This is a genomic window from Pseudomonas sp. Eth.TT006 (assembly GCF_054456575.1).
This window is the reverse complement of sequence record NZ_JBTJEN010000009.1, coordinates 169,490-184,253: the sequence shown is the minus strand read 5'-3', so window position 1 is coordinate 184,253 and position 14,764 is coordinate 169,490. Positions and strand designations below refer to the sequence as shown.

The following is a 14,764-nucleotide window of genomic DNA, read 5'->3' as shown; positions in this document are numbered from 1 at the left end:
CCGTCAACGAGCAGATGATTAGCTGCACTCCAGGCTAGTCTGATCGTTTCGGTTCGCGATCTTCGGTGCCGTCTCTTCATCGTCGTAATGCCGAAAAAGAAATTCGCGGATCAAGACGGCAGTACGCCTAGCGCTGGTCACCAAAAAGAAATGCCCCTCGCCTTTCAGAATCCGCAGCTCTGAACGGCGAATTCTGCGGCGCAGGATATCGGCGTTGTACGCCTGAATTAACGGATCGCGGTCGCCGGCAAGAATCAGCGTGCGTTGAGGCAGCCGTGACAACCGAAGCAGGCTTGTCCATCCGAACAAGGCTGCGAGCTGGAAATAGTAGGTGTGCGGATTAACAGAAAGCATGCCCTTCATCACACCGAACCGCAGCAGCGTGTGAATCGAATTCCCGGAGCTTTCTTGCTTGTGCATTTTGGCGTTTTTACTCTCGCGGAAAAAATCCATGACGTCAGCAGGCTTCATCAACAGCACTGGGCCAGCAGAGGTCGCCGCGAGGATCAGTCTGCGTACCATGCCGGGGTAACGAAGAGCGAATTCTTGAGCCAAGGCCCCTCCCCAACTCACACCGAACACATCGATCTGGTCGATCCCCAATTGCTGGAGCATATCGGCAATGACGTCGGCATGGCGTGACAGACGAATAGGCCAACGGGGCATTTGCGACTTGCCCACTCCCGGCACGTCCAGGGTGATGGTCATGAAGTCTTCAAGTTCATCGCGCAACGGATCGAAGGTACGAATCAAGCCACCCAAACCATTGAGCAAAAGCAGCGGCGAGCCTTGACCGCAGATCGAAACATTCAACTCCAATCCTTTAGCGATTAGCCTGTGCGTTGCCATGGTTTTCCTTGCCGCATGCGATTAGAAGGCAGTCTGGGGTGTGTAGACCCTGGTTCATTCGCACCTGTGCGCCATGCAGGACACTACTCATACCCGCCTTTGCGTAACCTCTATGGTGCGATATGTAGCTTGGAGAACGTTCGCATCCCGAGCGTTCGATTTATCGCTTACCGACTGTCGCTCTCCGGCCAATGCCGCCATTCGGTCATCCCGATGGAACGTTGAGCCAGCCCCCATCCTCTATCGCAACACCAGCGAATCTGAGGACTTCATCATGATTGATCCAGCAACCGGTATGAAAGCGGGCGAGCGTTACACCGTAGAAAGTCTCGAACGCACACGACATTTCCCAGGCTTCTTCCTTGACGGAAAATATTACCTGGGGCCCGAGTTGATGACGGCCGTAGGTTGGCTGGAAGGACAGCAGTTTTATTACGATGAGCTTGATCCCACCGGTGAGCCGGTATTTCCCGATCGACTCGCCGGCATTGTCGAAGATCTCACCCTGATTCTCGCGGACGGTGCGCGTTTGCCGTTAAACGAAATGCCCTACGAAGCAGAGATCAATCCCTCTGACACTCCGGTCAGTCGTGATCCCTCGTCCTCCGGCCATCGACCTGATTCGCCAGGCAAACATCCTTATCCAATTTTCCTGGCGGCGGGCGCAGCGCTGATACTTGGCATATCGCTTGGGGTCAAACAGGCTAAACGCCTCCGTACACGAAAACCGAGATAGTCGTCCTTCGTGGCCTTTTCGGAGAAACCGCCTTTTGAAAGATCGGAGGTTTCGAGATTTGCGAAAGAAGGAACGACTCGGAGCATATGTTTTCGAAAAATTGAGCGCATCGAATCTCATAGCACGAAGAGAAATCTCATGACCGAAAAAGGCTCTATTTCATCAAGTCAAAGTAAACCGCTGGAGGATGCACCTCCCGTTCCAGACTCGTCAGAAACAGGTTTAACGGATGATGAACGCGTCGTCAGGGAGGATGAATTACTTGGCGAGGAGCCACGCGTAGAGCCGGGCCCAGGCGACCTGGAAAGACTTAAACATTAAGCCGGTTCCCGTAGGTATCCGATGACCAGTACGCGACACCTACGCCTTGAAATTCGATTAATGGAAGTGTCACGCATGCGCAAGCAAACCTCATTTATCTTCGATCTGGATGGCACGTTGACAGATAGCGTCTACCAGAATGTCTTCGCGTGGAAGACCGCATTGGACTCCGAAGACATTCCGTTAGCCATGTGGCGAATCCACAGAAAAATCGGGATGAGCGGCGGGCTGATGCTCAAGACGTTGGCGCGTGAAACAGGACTGGATATCAAACCAGACCAGGCTAAAAGACTCAGCGACAAGCATGATAAAGCTTACAAGGATCTGCAGGACCAGATCATCGCTCTCCCCGGCGCTGTCGAGCTTCTGGATACGTTAAACCGTGATCAGTTCAAGTGGTGTATTGCTACCAGCGGTGGGATGGAAACTGCGGCAATAAATCTGAAGGCATTAGGTTTGGATGTCGCCGAGATCAATCTCATAACCCGTGACGATGTGAAGTATGGCAAGCCCGATCCAGATCTTTTCCTCACCGCTGCAAGCAAACTCAATGTACCCATTGAAGATTGCCTGGTGATTGGCGACGCGGTTTGGGACATGCTTGCCGCACGACGTTGTAAAGCCACTGGTATAGGACTGCTTTCCGGTGGTTACGACACCGGTGAACTAGAACGCGCAGGTGCACTTCGGGTCTACGAGGACCCTCTGGCACTCTTGCAGCACCTGGACGAAATAGCGTCCCGTCCCTGAGCGGCCTTATGCTTCCACTACTCCCCTTCCCTAATGTTGTATTGACACCCCAAAAGCCACTCAGTATCGTCCTTGCTCCCTTCTTTCCGGCTACCTCTGCCGTGAACCGCCCAGGCGTTAACTCGCGAAGCGGTCATACAAGTTGCCGACACTTATACGGTCGCTATCCAGTAGCGCGCCTCATTTCCGATATCAAGTATTAAGGATGATTCTATGATCATTCGTCAGGCTACCAACGCCGACCATCCGCAACTGCTCAACATTTGGCTGCGCTCCGTTCGCGCCACACATCACTTCCTGCAAGAATCCGATATTGAGGCATTGCTCCCTCAGCTTCGCGATATTTACCTGCCTGCTGTTGAATTATGGGTTGCGGTTGATGCCGAGGACTGCCCGTTAGGGTTCATTGGACTTAATGAAAATCGAACCCGATCTGCGAGGAAAAGGGATTGGCCGCGCATTGCTGGATCATGCCCGCAGTTCGCGCAATCAGATGAGTGTTGATGTAAATGAACAGAACCCCGAAGCGGTAGGGTTCTATCTACATTACGGGTTTGTTCAAACAGGTCGTTCTCCGCTGGATGGCGAGGGGCGCCCCTTCCCCTTGCTGCACCTGAGCCTGCCCGGCTAGAGCTGTAACCGTGAATCGCTCCTAAGCTCTTGCTTCGGGGCGATTCATCATTCAGCAGGCCTGGCGCATGGGCAAGTAGGCGACCAAAAGCCTAGCCAGGCTCCACTGACGCCGGCATCGCCACTCTCGAACAGACGAAAAGCAGCATGCCTATCAGGATCAACGCCCCTCCCCGCAACCATGTTTCCAGACTTTGCTGACTGAGCAGGACCAGGCACGAGACGATAGCAAGTACCGGAACCCACGTAGGCACTCGAAAGTGATCTTCCGCAACTTCGTCGCGGCGAAGGATCAACACGGACAAGTTAGTGCTGAGAAATACGAACAGCAGGAGCAGAACGACGGTTTCGGCCAATGTGGCGAGAGTCCCCGTCAGCGTGAGTCCGATCGCTACAAGCGTGGTAGCGACAATCGCAACCCAAGGGGTGCGTCGCCGCGGCAGCACCTTACTCAATGCGTCAGGCAAAAGTCCCAGGCAGGCCATGCCATAAGTCAGGCGACTCGCCATTATCATGGTCAGAAGCGCGCCGTTCGCTACCGCGATCAACGCTATGAAGGCGAACACGCGAGGCGGAATGTTTAATCCTGAGGCGCGTACCACTTCAAGAAGAGGAGCCGAGGTTGCCACGAGTTTATCCATGGGCAGTACGGAAGATGCGGCAACTCCGACAGCCATGTAGACGACTCCGGCTGTTAGCAATGCGGCAAATAATGCGCGCGGGTAAACCTTACGAACGTCTCGAATCTCCTCGGCAAGATTGGCGGATGTTTCGAATCCTACAAAGGAATAAAAGGCGATCAGTGCCGCGCCCAAAACGGCCAGCATCGGGCTGATCCCCGGCTTGAACTCAAGACTGCGCCCCAAATCTGCTTCCCCTGTACGCAAGAACCAGGCAGCGGCTACGACAACCAGAAGAAGACCTGACAGTTCAATGACTGTCATCACCAGGTTGGCTCCCAACGACTCTTTGATTCCCCTTGCGTTCAGCAGTGCGATGACGACAAGGAACAGTAGCGCGGCAATGTGAGGCGGTAGCTGAATAAACGCCGCCAGGTAATCACCCGCGAACGCCAACGATAACCCCGCCGCGCTCGTGACCGCGGCGGACAGCATGCAGAAGCCTACGAGAAAAGAAATGAGCGGAGACCGGAACGCTTTCTCTGCGAAAACCGAAGCGGCGCCCGCGTGGGGATATTTTGTCACCAACTCTGCGTAGGAACCGGCAGTCAGCATCGCAAAAAACAGCGCGATGAGCAGAGGCACCCAGATCGCGCCACCCACCTCCCCCGCGATCGTCCCGGCAAGCGCATAAACGCCCGCCCCCAGAACATCGCCGAGAATGAATAGAAAAAGCATCGGGCCGGTAACAGCGCGGCGCAGAGAGGTCTTGGAGGGCAAGGTCTTCACGTTCAACTTCCTGACTTGAGTTTCCGAGAGCCGATTACCGGGCTGGAAGCCAGGCGGCTTCACTCTCAATCAATGGAAATTCGCGTATCGGTAAAGTTCACATATCTTGCCGATCGCCCTTGACCAGACCTGCGTCCATGCAGCTCCGCAGCACTTCATTGAACAGCCAGCGAAAGAGATCGCTGTCCCGAAAGCGACCGTGTCGTTTTTTGGAAAAGGTCGAGTGATTGGGGACTTTCATCTTCAAGGCTAAACCGGCAGAACCAGCGATACGTCAAGTTCAAATGGGCGTCTTCGCACAACCGGCGCTCTGAGCGAATGCCGTAGCAATAGCCCACGCTCCTGTCCATTCGATAACTGTCCCATCATGCTGCGTGTCTCCCTGCTGGCCAATGCTGCGATTTTGCCGCAGGCCAGATTTGCCGCTGGAAACAACCAGCTCAGAAGATCTGCAATGTAAACAGCCCGGCCCGGCACCCTCGTCAATGACGAAGGATGCCGGGCCGGGCTGTTTGCGTTTCAGTTACTGGTTATTGACGGTGATGTACGGGTCCCAGGTGTGTTGTGGGCCGAGTTGGTTCAGGTCGCGGTCGAGCAGGACGAAGGTGATCTGGTACCAGAGTTTGCCTGGATCCTCGGCCGTGGCTTGCCACATGGAATAGATCACATCGGTTTTGGAGATACCGCCGTTGACAGCCTTGTTCAGGTAAGGCACTACGCCGGGGATGTTGTAGGTGAGCGGTGTCGACATGGTGCCTTTGTAATCGCCGCCCTGGTGGGGGTCGCCGCTCTGGACGTTTTTGATCAGGGCGATGCGGTCGAAGTTGCGCGACAGTGTGGTGGCGCGCCAGCGGATGTTGTCGCCGGGTTTGACGTCGATCCACAGCTCGTCGCCGCCTTCGCCGGTGTTGCCACTGGCATTGGGGTCGACGGCGTCGCGCGTCACCAGCATGGAGATAGCGCCGCCTACGTCGTTGGGATGGGCAAGCAGGTAATCGGCATCGACATTGACTAGCACGTCAATGGTTTGGGTAGCACTGGACATTTTGAGGCTCCTTGTTTTTGGAATCGCATAAGCGACCGCGCCCGCGAAGGCTGTCCGGCTCATCCGGTCCATGGATGCGGTCTGCGGAGAACGATAGGAGATGGCCTGATAGTGTCAAATCGCGATTCCTTGACGCGGAAAAACCAGATCACAGCGCGACGCAACCAAGGTTTTGATTTGGTTCTGTGCGAGTCGATCTCTTATGGATTTAGAGCTGTTCTCTGGCGACGACTGTTGGCGAAGACGCACAGCCGCTGTTGGCATTAACCGCGAATCGGCTACGCCCGGCCGGGGGGCGTTTGACGAAGGGGCGCACTTGAGTGGCGCTGCCCCGCTGATGTGCAAACCGTGATGGGAAACCGTGCCGGCCTTTTTGCCCATTCCTGATGGGAATGCCCCCATAAAAAACATGAATTTTATTTAAGGCGCTTAATCTTTTAGCGTGGCCATTCTGCATATGGAGATGACGCTATGAATGACTCAAGCCTGCGCCTTTACGTCGATGCTCAATTCGCCAGTCCCTACGCAATGTCGTGCTATGTGGCCCTTCGCGAAAAGGGGATCAAGTTCGAAATGAGTACCCTGGACCTGGACAAACTGGAAAATCAGGCCAGCGATTACGCCCGTCTTTCGCTGACTCAAAGAGTGCCCACCCTCGTGCATGGTGACTTTGGGTTGTCGGAATCATCGGCGATCACGGAATACCTGGAAGATGTGTTCCGCCAAACACCTGTTTACCCACGGCATCCACAAAAACGCGCCGCAGCGAGGCAAGTTCAAGCGTGGCTACGCAGTGATTTGCTCCCGATCCGACAGGAGCGCTCTACCCTTGTCGTGTTCTATGGTCAGAAATACGGACCGTTGTCAGCGTCGGCCGAGGCTGCCAGGCAAAAGTTGCTCGATGTCGCGCAATGGCTGCTCACCGACAATCCGGACTACCTTTTTGGTGAATGGTCGATCGCCGATGTTGATCTGGCGTTGATGCTGAACCGATTGATACTCAATGGGGACACTGTGCCGGCTCAACTGGAGGATTACGCTCAACGCCAATGGCAGCGCACGACAGTACAAGAATGGATCAAGCTGGAACGACCTCGAATTCAGGCAGACCTGCATTGATGGCAGCCCAAGCACTTCTATTGACTGTGTCAATAACAACCATTAACTCAATGAAGTTCTCATATCAAATCCGAAGCGTAGGATCTGCTCCATACCAACCCAATGCACACGGAGTACAGAACCATGAAACGCCAAACTATCCTCGGCATCGCCTTCTCGCTCTTCGCCCTGAATGCTGTTGCGGCGACTGAAACGGATCCACTGTTCAGCGATGCTGTTGCCGCTGCGACCCAGACCGATCCATTGTTCAGCGATGCCGTAGCTGCGACCGAAACTGATCCGCTGTTCAGTGATGCAGTTGCCGCGACCGAAACCGATCCGCTGTTCAGTGATGCAGTTGCAGAAGGTGGTTCTGACCGTCTGATTGAAAGTCGTAACGCCTGAATGCCGGGTTTTACCGCAGTACCCGACGAAAGCCCGGCCTTATCCGCCGGGCTTTTTCATATGGGGAGATTTATTTTTCAATCGAAGACGCCGTTGAGCACTTCATAAATCAGCCCCGTAGCGAGCGCGACCAGGATCAAATCGGTACCGACCTGCTGCCATTCGTAGCCGTCGTAGTGCGGCAGTCTGCCGACCAGTCGACCATCGAGCTTCTTCGCAATACCGGGCGGCAGCGGTTTGCCCCGCGCCAGGTTCTTCTGAATGCCGGGTGGCAACGCCGGACCCGGGGTCCAGTAGCCACGATAGTCGTCCACAATCCCGATCACCCCGCCGCGATCGATACTCGGGCCGTGCCCTTGATAGCCACCCTCGCCTTTTTTCCCCTGATTGCCATGATCCTGGCTGTTATGGGGATTGCCTTTGCCCTGGCCCTTTCCGTTACCAGGATCGGCCAGCGCGGTCACCGAACTGCACAGCAGCGCAATACAGGTTGTGGTCGCAATCAGCGTGCGTAAACCGGACATGAGTCGTTCCTTGAATGAATGGGTGTGTGGATTCTAGTCAGTTTTTTTACAGGCTGTCTTTGCGTTCGGGATCGTGAAATCATTCATTTGACTTGCTTGCCTAAGGCAACTATATAGTTGCCTTAGGCAAGCATTATGAGCATCACGCCATGTCCACGATTACCGACCGCGCCGACATCGTCCGGCAGTTCAACCGTTTCTACACCCATCAGATCGGCGTGTTGCAGGAACACTTGCTGCAAAGCGACTACTCGCTGACCGAGCTGCGCATCCTCTACGAGCTCGCGTCCCAGGGTGATCTGACCAGCACCGACCTGCGCCAGATGCTGGGCCTCGACGCGGGCTACATGAGTCGCCTCATCAGCGGTTTCGACAAAAAGGGTCTGATCCAGAAAGAACCCTCCACCACCGACGCCCGCGCCAGTCAGCTGCACATCACCGATCTCGGCCGCGAGGTCCTCGCCCCGCTGGAGCAAGCTTCGCGGCAAGAAGTCATCACCCTGCTCGAACGCCTGTCCGAACCGCAGCAACTGCAACTGATCGCATCGATGAAGCAGATCCAGACGCTGCTCGAGAGCGGCCAGTCAACGACCTACCTGCTGCGCGATCCGCAGCCCGGTGACATGGGTCTGGTGGTGCATCAGCAGACTGCGATCTACAGCCGTGAATACGGCTGGAATTCAGAGTTCGAAGCGCTGGTGTCAGAGGTCGTCGCCAAATACCTGCGCGAATTCGACCCCACGGGCGAGCGCTGCTGGATCGCGGAGAAGGACGGCAAGGTGGTGGGTTCGGTGTTCGTCATCCGCCACGACGAAACCACCGCGAAACTGCGCATGCTCTACGTCGATGCCAGTGCGCGGGGCTTGGGAATCGGCAATCGGCTGGTCGAGGAATGCCTGCGTTTTGCCCGCGATGTCGGCTACAAAAAGATGATTCTGTGGACCACCAGCAATCTGGTGGATGCCCGCCGGTTATACCAGCGGGCAGGATTTGAGCTGGTCGAGGAAGCGCCGATTCACAGCTTCGGCAAGGATCTGGTCGGTCAGACGTGGGCGATTGCTTTGTGAGGTCTATGCCCATTCGTTGTAGCCCAGGCAAAACGGGCTCCGAATGATGCCCTGGTCGATTCATACCGCGCGTTCGGACCTCTGGCGACTAGCAACTGACTGCGACCCGGTCTGCGCACGGTGGCTTGCTCGCACGCGCGTTTGATGCGAAGCGGATCAACTGTTGCGAGCCTGCCCACCGGAACATTGAAATTACGCAGCAGCATGCGCAGACAGCGTTCGACTTTTGTCGTGGAAATTAGTCTGTCTCGACGCTTGTATCCTTCGCGGGTTTCCAAAGCTCTATGCGCCAATCCGCCGAACGCCTCTGTTCATGTATCCCAGTGTGTACACAGGCCGAACCGCTACAAAACATTGACTTTGCAGCCTCGCAAGACACAAGCGAGATACACCAGCAGGATCAACTACGGTCACGGCCAGCGCAGTTGGTCGTGGTCCTGAAGCCTCGCGGCCAGGAGATCATTATTCGCTGCTGCAAGGACACCTCCCCCATGTTCAATCCCTCACTCTTGAACCGACTGAACCTTAACCTCGATCGCGCTGGAAACTGGATCGCCCCTTTGAGCCTGCGTGTGTTTCTGGCGTGGGAGTTTTTTGAGGCGGGCTGGGAAAAGTGGAACGGTGAGAACTGGTTCCCGAGCATTCAAGGCGCCTTTCCTTTTCCCTTCAATCAGTTGCCGGCTTCGGTTAATTGGCAGTTATCCATGTGGGCGGAACTGCTCTGTTCCATTGCATTGCTGGTCGGTCTGGGAACACGCCTCTCTGCACTTGTCCTCATTGTCGTAACCGTCGTCGCAACTGCCGCCGTTCACTGGCCAGCAGACTGGTCGACGTTGAGCGAACTGGCCAAGGGTTACTCCATCAGCGACCGAGGCTACGGCAATTTCAAGCTGCCGTTGATCTATCTCGTCGCACTTGTGCCGTTGCTGTTCACAGGTGCCGGCAAACTGAGCCTGGATGCATTCATCGATCGCTGCAGCAAGCGTTTGAATACACGCTGAGTCGCTAGCGCGTTCATCAGTCGTCGTGGATTGCAAACATCGATCGGAGAATTAAACCCATGCTGCCGAACATTTCATCATCCGTACATTCAGCGCCACAGCTGCCACTTGAGGCGAGCGTTGGCCTCGGATTGCGCCGTGCGCTGCTCAACACGCTGCGTGACGCTCCGGTTGGGGATTTCGATTTTCTCGAGGTTGCTCCAGAAAACTGGATCGGCATCGGCGGCGCGCATGGCGATGCCCTGCAGTTGCTGGCCGAGCGCTATCCGCTTTCATGCCATGGCCTGTCGCTTTCGCTGGGTGGCAGCGCGCCTCTGGACGAAGCTTTTCTTCAGCAAGTCCGCGGCTTTCTCAATCGCTTCAATGTGCCGTTTTATAGCGAACACCTGAGTTACTGCAGTGACGATGGCCACTTGTACGACCTGCTGCCGTTGCCTTTTACCGAGGAGGCGGTTCATCACGTTGCTGCGCGCATCCGTCGTGCCCAGGACATTCTCGGCCGCCGTCTCGCCGTAGAGAACGTCTCTTACTATGCCGCGGCTCATCAGGATATGGACGAACTGACGTTCACCAATGCCGTGCTGCGTGAGGCCGATTGCGACCTGTTGCTCGACGTTAACAATGTCTACGTCAACTCGGTGAACCATCGGTTCGATCCAACGGTGTTCCTCGCCGGGCTGGACCCGGAACGCGTGGTCGCCATGCACGTGGCTGGGCATTATGACCAAGCCGATGACCTGATAATCGATTCCCATGGTGCCTCGGTCAAACCAGTGGTTTGGACATTGCTGGAGCAGGCCTATCGCCTCTTTGGGGTGAAACCGACGCTGCTGGAGCGTGATTTCAACTTTCCACCCTACGGCGAGTTGGTGGCTGAGCTGAATACCATCAAGCGCTTACAACGCGAGGCGAATACTTCGCTGCAGGTGACCGTCGATGGCTGACCTCACTTCAAGTTTGCACAGTCAGCAGCTCGCGCTGACCCGTTACCTGCGCGACCCGGACAGGTATCCGCCGCCGGCCGGGATGAATCCCGCGAGAGCGCAGGTCTATCGCGATCTGGTACTCAATAATCTGTTGGGGTTGCTGGGTGGAACGTTTCCGGTGCTGGTTGCCGTGCTGGGTGATGCCGGATGGCGTGCGCTGGTGCGTGGTTTTTTGCGTGACCATCGCGCGCAAACACCCCTTTTCGGAGAGATTGCCCGGGAGTTTGTCGACTTCGTCGCAAGCCTGGAGGACGCGCCTGGTCACGAACATCCCTGGTATCCATTCTTGCCTGAATTGGCCCATTACGAGTGGGTGGAAATGGCGCTGCAACAGTTGGACGCTGCGCCGTTAACAGCCAGTGATGCCGTGCAGTTACTCGACCGCCCTCTTCGGCTATCCCCTCTCGTCTGGCCGCTGGCCTACACCTGGCCCGTACATCGTCTCGGCCCAGGCCACCTGCCCGCTCAGGCACCGGATCAGCCCACGTTACTGCTGATCAGCCGTGTGCCGGGTGGTCAGGTGCAGTTCTCGCAGGTCAGCCCGCTGGCATGGCGTTTGTTGCAGCGGATCGAGCAGTTCCCCGACATGGATGGGCGAACGCAGTTGCATGCATTGGCTGCAGAGGCTGATGCTGCAGACGTGACCCGCTTCGTCGCTGACGCACTGGTTCTGCTGCGTCAGTTGCATGAGCAAGCAGCAGTCGGTGTCGCAAAATAGCCCCGTTTGTATCCCTGTGTACCCGAACGCGCAGTCTTGGAATTGCCTTACAAATGCTCCCTTCGCCTGATACATCGTGGATACATGCCTTCGGCTAAATAGGCCTTACCCGAACAAGGTCGCTCTGGCGAAGTAGAGAACACAAGCCATGGAACGCCTGGTTTGCTCACCTCGTCTTGAGCGTCCTTGAGGGTTTATCCGCCCTTTGGCATGAACCGCGGCTCGTCTGCGCAAAGCATCTGGAGAAACACCATGTACCGTAAACCCTTCTCGAACAAAAGCAGTCTTGGCCTGGCCGCTATCGCATTGGCCGGTGGCATGAGCCTGGCATCGCCTGCGGCTTTTGCTGTTGAGCCGTTGTCCCAAGGCTATCAACTGGCATCGGCGGATAAAACCGGCGAAGGCAAGTGTGGCGAAGGCAAATGCGGTGCCAGCCAGGCCAGCGACAAGTCCGCGACTGCGGAGGGAAAGTGCGGTGAAGGCAAGTGTGGCGACGACTCCTTCGCACGCACCGATACCGACCATGATGGCCGCGTCTCTCTTGCAGAACTGCTGGCTGTGGCACCCAAGGGCGGTGACGAATTTAAAGCCATGGACACCAACCACGATGGTTTTCTTTCGGAAGGTGAGGTTTACAAATTCAGAACCAATCAGTACCTCTCCAATGGCAAGAAAGTACCCACCGAGCTGTTCAGCCACATGAGCAAAGCGCAGAACTGATTACTGCTCCCGTGACCTTCGCCCTCCTTCGGCTGCCGCCAAGGAGGGCTATTTCATTTATGAAAGCGCCCACCAGCGACTGCCCCCTGCCCGTTCACTTTATTGATTACACAGCGTAATAAGTAATGTTCTACGTCGCTCATTTATTCACTGAAAGCAATCTCCTAAAGTCCACCCTACTGCTCACCTCATCATGTCGATGGGTCGCAAACAGGAGATTTCCCCATGCCTTTCATCAGCGTTCGTATCACTCGCGATGGCGTCACCAAGGAACAGAAAGCACAAGTTATCGCCGAGATAACCAAGACCATGGAAACCGTGCTCAACAAGGACCCGCACCTGACCCATATCGTCATTGAAGAAGTCGATACCGATAACTGGGGCTATGCCGGAATCACCACCACGGAATATCGCAAACAACTGACGGAGTCGAAGAAGTGACTCTTCCCGTCAGTATCTATCCGTCAAACCGCACCGCTTATCTGCTGGTCGATCCGTACAACGACTTTCTCTCGGAAGGCGGCAAGGTCTTCCCCTTGATCAAGCCAATTGCCGAGCAGGTCGGACTGCTCGACAACTTGCGGACCCTCGACCGCGCCGTACGGGCGCATAACATTCCGGTGGTCATCGTGCCGCACCATCGCTGGCAACATGGCGACTACGAAGGCTGGAACCATCCGACACCGACCCAGTGCAAAATCATGCACATGCACCACTTCGCACGTGGTGAATGGGGCGGCGAATGGCATCCCGATTTCGCGCCGCAGGACGGCGACATTGTCGTGCAGGAGCATTGGGGCTCCAGCGGCTTTGCCAACACCGACCTGGATTTTCGCCTGAAGCAGAAAGGCATCACCCACGTCATCATCGTCGGCCTGCTCGCCAATACCTGCATCGAAGCGACCGCCCGCTACGCCTCGGAACTGGGCTACCACGTCACCCTGGTGCGTGATGCAACCGCCGCTTTCCGTCCCGAAATGATGCACGCCGCCCACGAGTTGAACGGGCCGACCTTCGCTCACTCAATCGTGACCACCGACGAATTGATTGCCGCGCTGGCACAGCAGGAGTAATGCCCTGGACAGCGCGGCGCATGTACATCAGGTCACCAGATTCAACAGCAACACCACAATCAAACCAACCACAGCAACGATCGATTGCACCACCGATATGGTCTTGGTGGCCTCGCCCATGGTCATGCCGAAGGATTCCTTGACCATCCAGAAACCCGCATGGTTGGCGTAGTTGAAGAACAGCGAGCCGCAGCCAATGGACAAGGCCAGCAGCGGCAGGTTGAGGCTCGGATCAGCACCGGCAAGCGGCGCCAGCAAGCCGGCAGCCCCCACGATACCCACGGTGGCAGAACCGGTGGATACCGAAAGCAGCATGGCGATCAACCAGCCGAGGATCAGCGGAGGGAACGCCGACTGTTGAGTCAGGTGCACAATCGCATCGCCCACCTTGGCGCTGGTCAGCAGCTCCTGAAACGCGCCGCCGCCGGCGATGATCATGATGATCGAGGCGATGGGCTTGAGGCTCTTGCCCAGCGAGTCGCGCAATTGCCCCGCATCGCCACCGCGCGCGAGTACCAGACTGGCGCCGGCGAACAGCACGCCGAGCAGCATGGCAATCAGCGGATTGCCGAGGAAACCGGCCATTTTCAGCAGCGCATTGTCCTTGGCCAATACCATCTCGGCCACGGCATGAATCAGCATCAGGATCGCCGGCAGCAAGGCTGCCAGTACGCCAAGGTATACGCTGGGGCCTGGTTTATCGTCGGTTTTTTCAGCCAAGGTGAACTGATCAAGCAACACCTGATCCGGCCGGGTGCTCATGCGCGGCGAAATGAACGCGCCATACAGCGGGCCGCCTAAAATCATCGCCGGAATAGCCGCCAGGAAGCCATAAAGCATGGTCGGGCCGACCGAGGTTTTCAGCGCGGCGATGGCCGTCAACGGACCCGGGTGCGGCGGGACCATGCCGTGCATGGCGGCCAGTGCGGCAATCACCGGAACCCCCACATAGACATACGCTGAACCCTTGAACCGCGCCTGACTTTCCAGCTTGCGCGCCACGCTGAAGATCAGCGGCAGCATGATCACCAAACCGACCTCGAAAAACATCGGAATACCGATGACAAACGCGACCATCATCATCGCCCACGGAATCATCCGATCCGATGTGCGCTTGAGGATCACCGCGGCGATCTGCTCGGTGACGCCGGCGTCAGCAAGAATTTTGCCGAGCATCGCCCCCAGCGCAATGACCACCCCTACCGCCCCCAACGTCTTGCCGGCGCCAGTGACCAGGTGCGACACGATGCCATCCGGCTCCATGCCGGTTGCAAAGCCGACGCCGACGGAAACCACCAGCAAGGCCAGCAGCGGATGCATTTTGAGCCGCGAAACGATCAGCGCTACCAGCACCAGGACGCTGATCAATGCGGTCAATAACAGATCTATATCTAAGGGAGTCATGAAAGGTTCTCGGTTGGGCTGGTGCCCA

General features: G+C 56.5%; 16 protein-coding genes and 3 pseudogenes. 13 read left to right on the top strand and 6 right to left on the bottom strand.

The window, feature by feature from the left end:
• Positions 1-18: 18 nt before the first annotated feature.
• Complete coding sequence (locus ACXR0M_RS16510) at positions 19-813, bottom strand: alpha/beta fold hydrolase (protein WP_458832869.1); 795 nt, start codon at positions 811-813, stop codon at positions 19-21.
• 310 nt (positions 814-1,123) lie between these two features.
• Between ACXR0M_RS16510 and ACXR0M_RS16505 the strand changes: the two are divergent.
• The 4 genes and pseudogenes from ACXR0M_RS16505 to ACXR0M_RS16490 all read left to right on the top strand — a co-directional run.
• Positions 1,124-1,382 (top strand): annotated as a pseudogene (locus tag ACXR0M_RS16505) (short chain dehydrogenase); the annotation flags it as partial.
• Positions 1,383-1,723: 341 nt separating this feature from the next.
• Entirely contained in the window at positions 1,724-1,906 is a 183-nt protein-coding gene (locus ACXR0M_RS16500; RefSeq protein ID WP_458832868.1) for a hypothetical protein, read from the top strand.
• A gap of 75 nt (positions 1,907-1,981) precedes the next feature.
• The gene (locus tag ACXR0M_RS16495) at positions 1,982-2,656 is read left to right on the top strand and encodes an HAD family hydrolase (RefSeq protein WP_458832867.1); all 675 of its coding nucleotides are present in this window, start codon (positions 1,982-1,984) and stop codon (positions 2,654-2,656) included.
• A gap of 213 nt (positions 2,657-2,869) precedes the next feature.
• Positions 2,870-3,287: pseudogene (locus ACXR0M_RS16490) on the top strand (acetyltransferase).
• 91 nt (positions 3,288-3,378) lie between these two features.
• Here the strand turns inward: ACXR0M_RS16490 and ACXR0M_RS16485 are convergent.
• The 3 genes and pseudogenes from ACXR0M_RS16485 to ACXR0M_RS16475 all read right to left on the bottom strand — a co-directional run bounded on the left by ACXR0M_RS16485 (position 3,379) and on the right by ACXR0M_RS16475 (position 5,740).
• Positions 3,379-4,695 (bottom strand): APC family permease, encoded by a 1,317-nt coding sequence (locus tag ACXR0M_RS16485; protein ID WP_458832866.1) that lies wholly within the window; start codon positions 4,693-4,695, stop codon positions 3,379-3,381.
• 112 nt (positions 4,696-4,807) lie between these two features.
• Positions 4,808-5,033 (bottom strand): annotated as a pseudogene (locus ACXR0M_RS16480) (transposase); the annotation flags it as partial.
• A 185-nt stretch (positions 5,034-5,218) separates the two neighbouring features.
• Positions 5,219-5,740 carry an AidA/PixA family protein gene (locus ACXR0M_RS16475; protein WP_458832865.1) on the bottom strand — a complete coding sequence of 174 codons (522 nt, stop codon included), beginning with the start codon at positions 5,738-5,740 and terminating at the stop codon, positions 5,219-5,221.
• 471 nt (positions 5,741-6,211) lie between these two features.
• On the opposite strand from ACXR0M_RS16475, the gene yfcF reads away from it, so the two are divergent.
• Together yfcF and ACXR0M_RS16465 are read left to right on the top strand one after the other, a co-directional pair.
• Positions 6,212-6,859, top strand: a complete 648-nt coding sequence (yfcF, locus tag ACXR0M_RS16470; protein ID WP_458832864.1) for a glutathione transferase — start codon at positions 6,212-6,214, stop codon at positions 6,857-6,859.
• 123 nt (positions 6,860-6,982) lie between these two features.
• Positions 6,983-7,243 carry a hypothetical protein gene (locus tag ACXR0M_RS16465; RefSeq protein ID WP_458832863.1) on the top strand — a complete coding sequence of 87 codons (261 nt, stop codon included), beginning with the start codon at positions 6,983-6,985 and terminating at the stop codon, positions 7,241-7,243.
• Between the two features lie 77 nt (positions 7,244-7,320).
• On the opposite strand, the gene ACXR0M_RS16460 is transcribed toward ACXR0M_RS16465, so the two are convergent.
• The gene (locus ACXR0M_RS16460; RefSeq protein ID WP_458832862.1) at positions 7,321-7,767 is read right to left on the bottom strand and encodes an anti-virulence regulator CigR family protein; all 447 of its coding nucleotides are present in this window, start codon (positions 7,765-7,767) and stop codon (positions 7,321-7,323) included.
• 149 nt (positions 7,768-7,916) lie between these two features.
• Between ACXR0M_RS16460 and ACXR0M_RS16455 the strand changes: the two genes are divergently transcribed.
• The 7 genes from ACXR0M_RS16455 (at position 7,917) to ACXR0M_RS16425 (ending at position 13,332) form a co-directional block, all read left to right on the top strand.
• Positions 7,917-8,834, top strand: a complete 918-nt coding sequence (locus ACXR0M_RS16455) for a bifunctional helix-turn-helix transcriptional regulator/GNAT family N-acetyltransferase (protein ID WP_458832861.1) — start codon at positions 7,917-7,919, stop codon at positions 8,832-8,834.
• 491 nt (positions 8,835-9,325) lie between these two features.
• Positions 9,326-9,835, top strand: a complete 510-nt coding sequence (locus tag ACXR0M_RS16450; protein WP_458832859.1) for an HvfX family Cu-binding RiPP maturation protein — start codon at positions 9,326-9,328, stop codon at positions 9,833-9,835.
• Between the two features lie 59 nt (positions 9,836-9,894).
• Entirely contained in the window at positions 9,895-10,779 is an 885-nt protein-coding gene (locus tag ACXR0M_RS16445; protein ID WP_458832858.1) for an HvfB family MNIO-type RiPP peptide maturase, read from the top strand.
• Positions 10,772-11,539 (top strand): HvfC family RiPP maturation protein, encoded by a 768-nt coding sequence (locus ACXR0M_RS16440; protein ID WP_458832857.1) that lies wholly within the window; start codon positions 10,772-10,774, stop codon positions 11,537-11,539. The genes ACXR0M_RS16445 and ACXR0M_RS16440 overlap by 8 nt, the downstream gene beginning before the upstream one ends.
• 252 nt (positions 11,540-11,791) lie before the next feature.
• The gene (locus tag ACXR0M_RS16435; RefSeq protein WP_458832856.1) at positions 11,792-12,259 is read left to right on the top strand and encodes an HvfA family oxazolone/thioamide-modified RiPP metallophore; all 468 of its coding nucleotides are present in this window, start codon (positions 11,792-11,794) and stop codon (positions 12,257-12,259) included.
• Between the two features lie 225 nt (positions 12,260-12,484).
• Positions 12,485-12,700: a tautomerase family protein gene (locus tag ACXR0M_RS16430; RefSeq protein WP_458832855.1), complete on the top strand. Its 216-nt coding sequence runs from the start codon at positions 12,485-12,487 to the stop codon at positions 12,698-12,700.
• Complete coding sequence (locus tag ACXR0M_RS16425) at positions 12,697-13,332, top strand: cysteine hydrolase family protein (RefSeq protein WP_458832854.1); 636 nt, start codon at positions 12,697-12,699, stop codon at positions 13,330-13,332. The genes ACXR0M_RS16430 and ACXR0M_RS16425 overlap by 4 nt, the downstream gene beginning before the upstream one ends.
• 27 nt (positions 13,333-13,359) lie before the next feature.
• On the opposite strand, the gene ACXR0M_RS16420 is transcribed toward ACXR0M_RS16425, so the two are convergent.
• Entirely contained in the window at positions 13,360-14,736 is a 1,377-nt protein-coding gene (locus tag ACXR0M_RS16420; protein WP_458832853.1) for a GntP family permease, read from the bottom strand.
• Positions 14,737-14,764 lie beyond the last annotated feature (28 nt).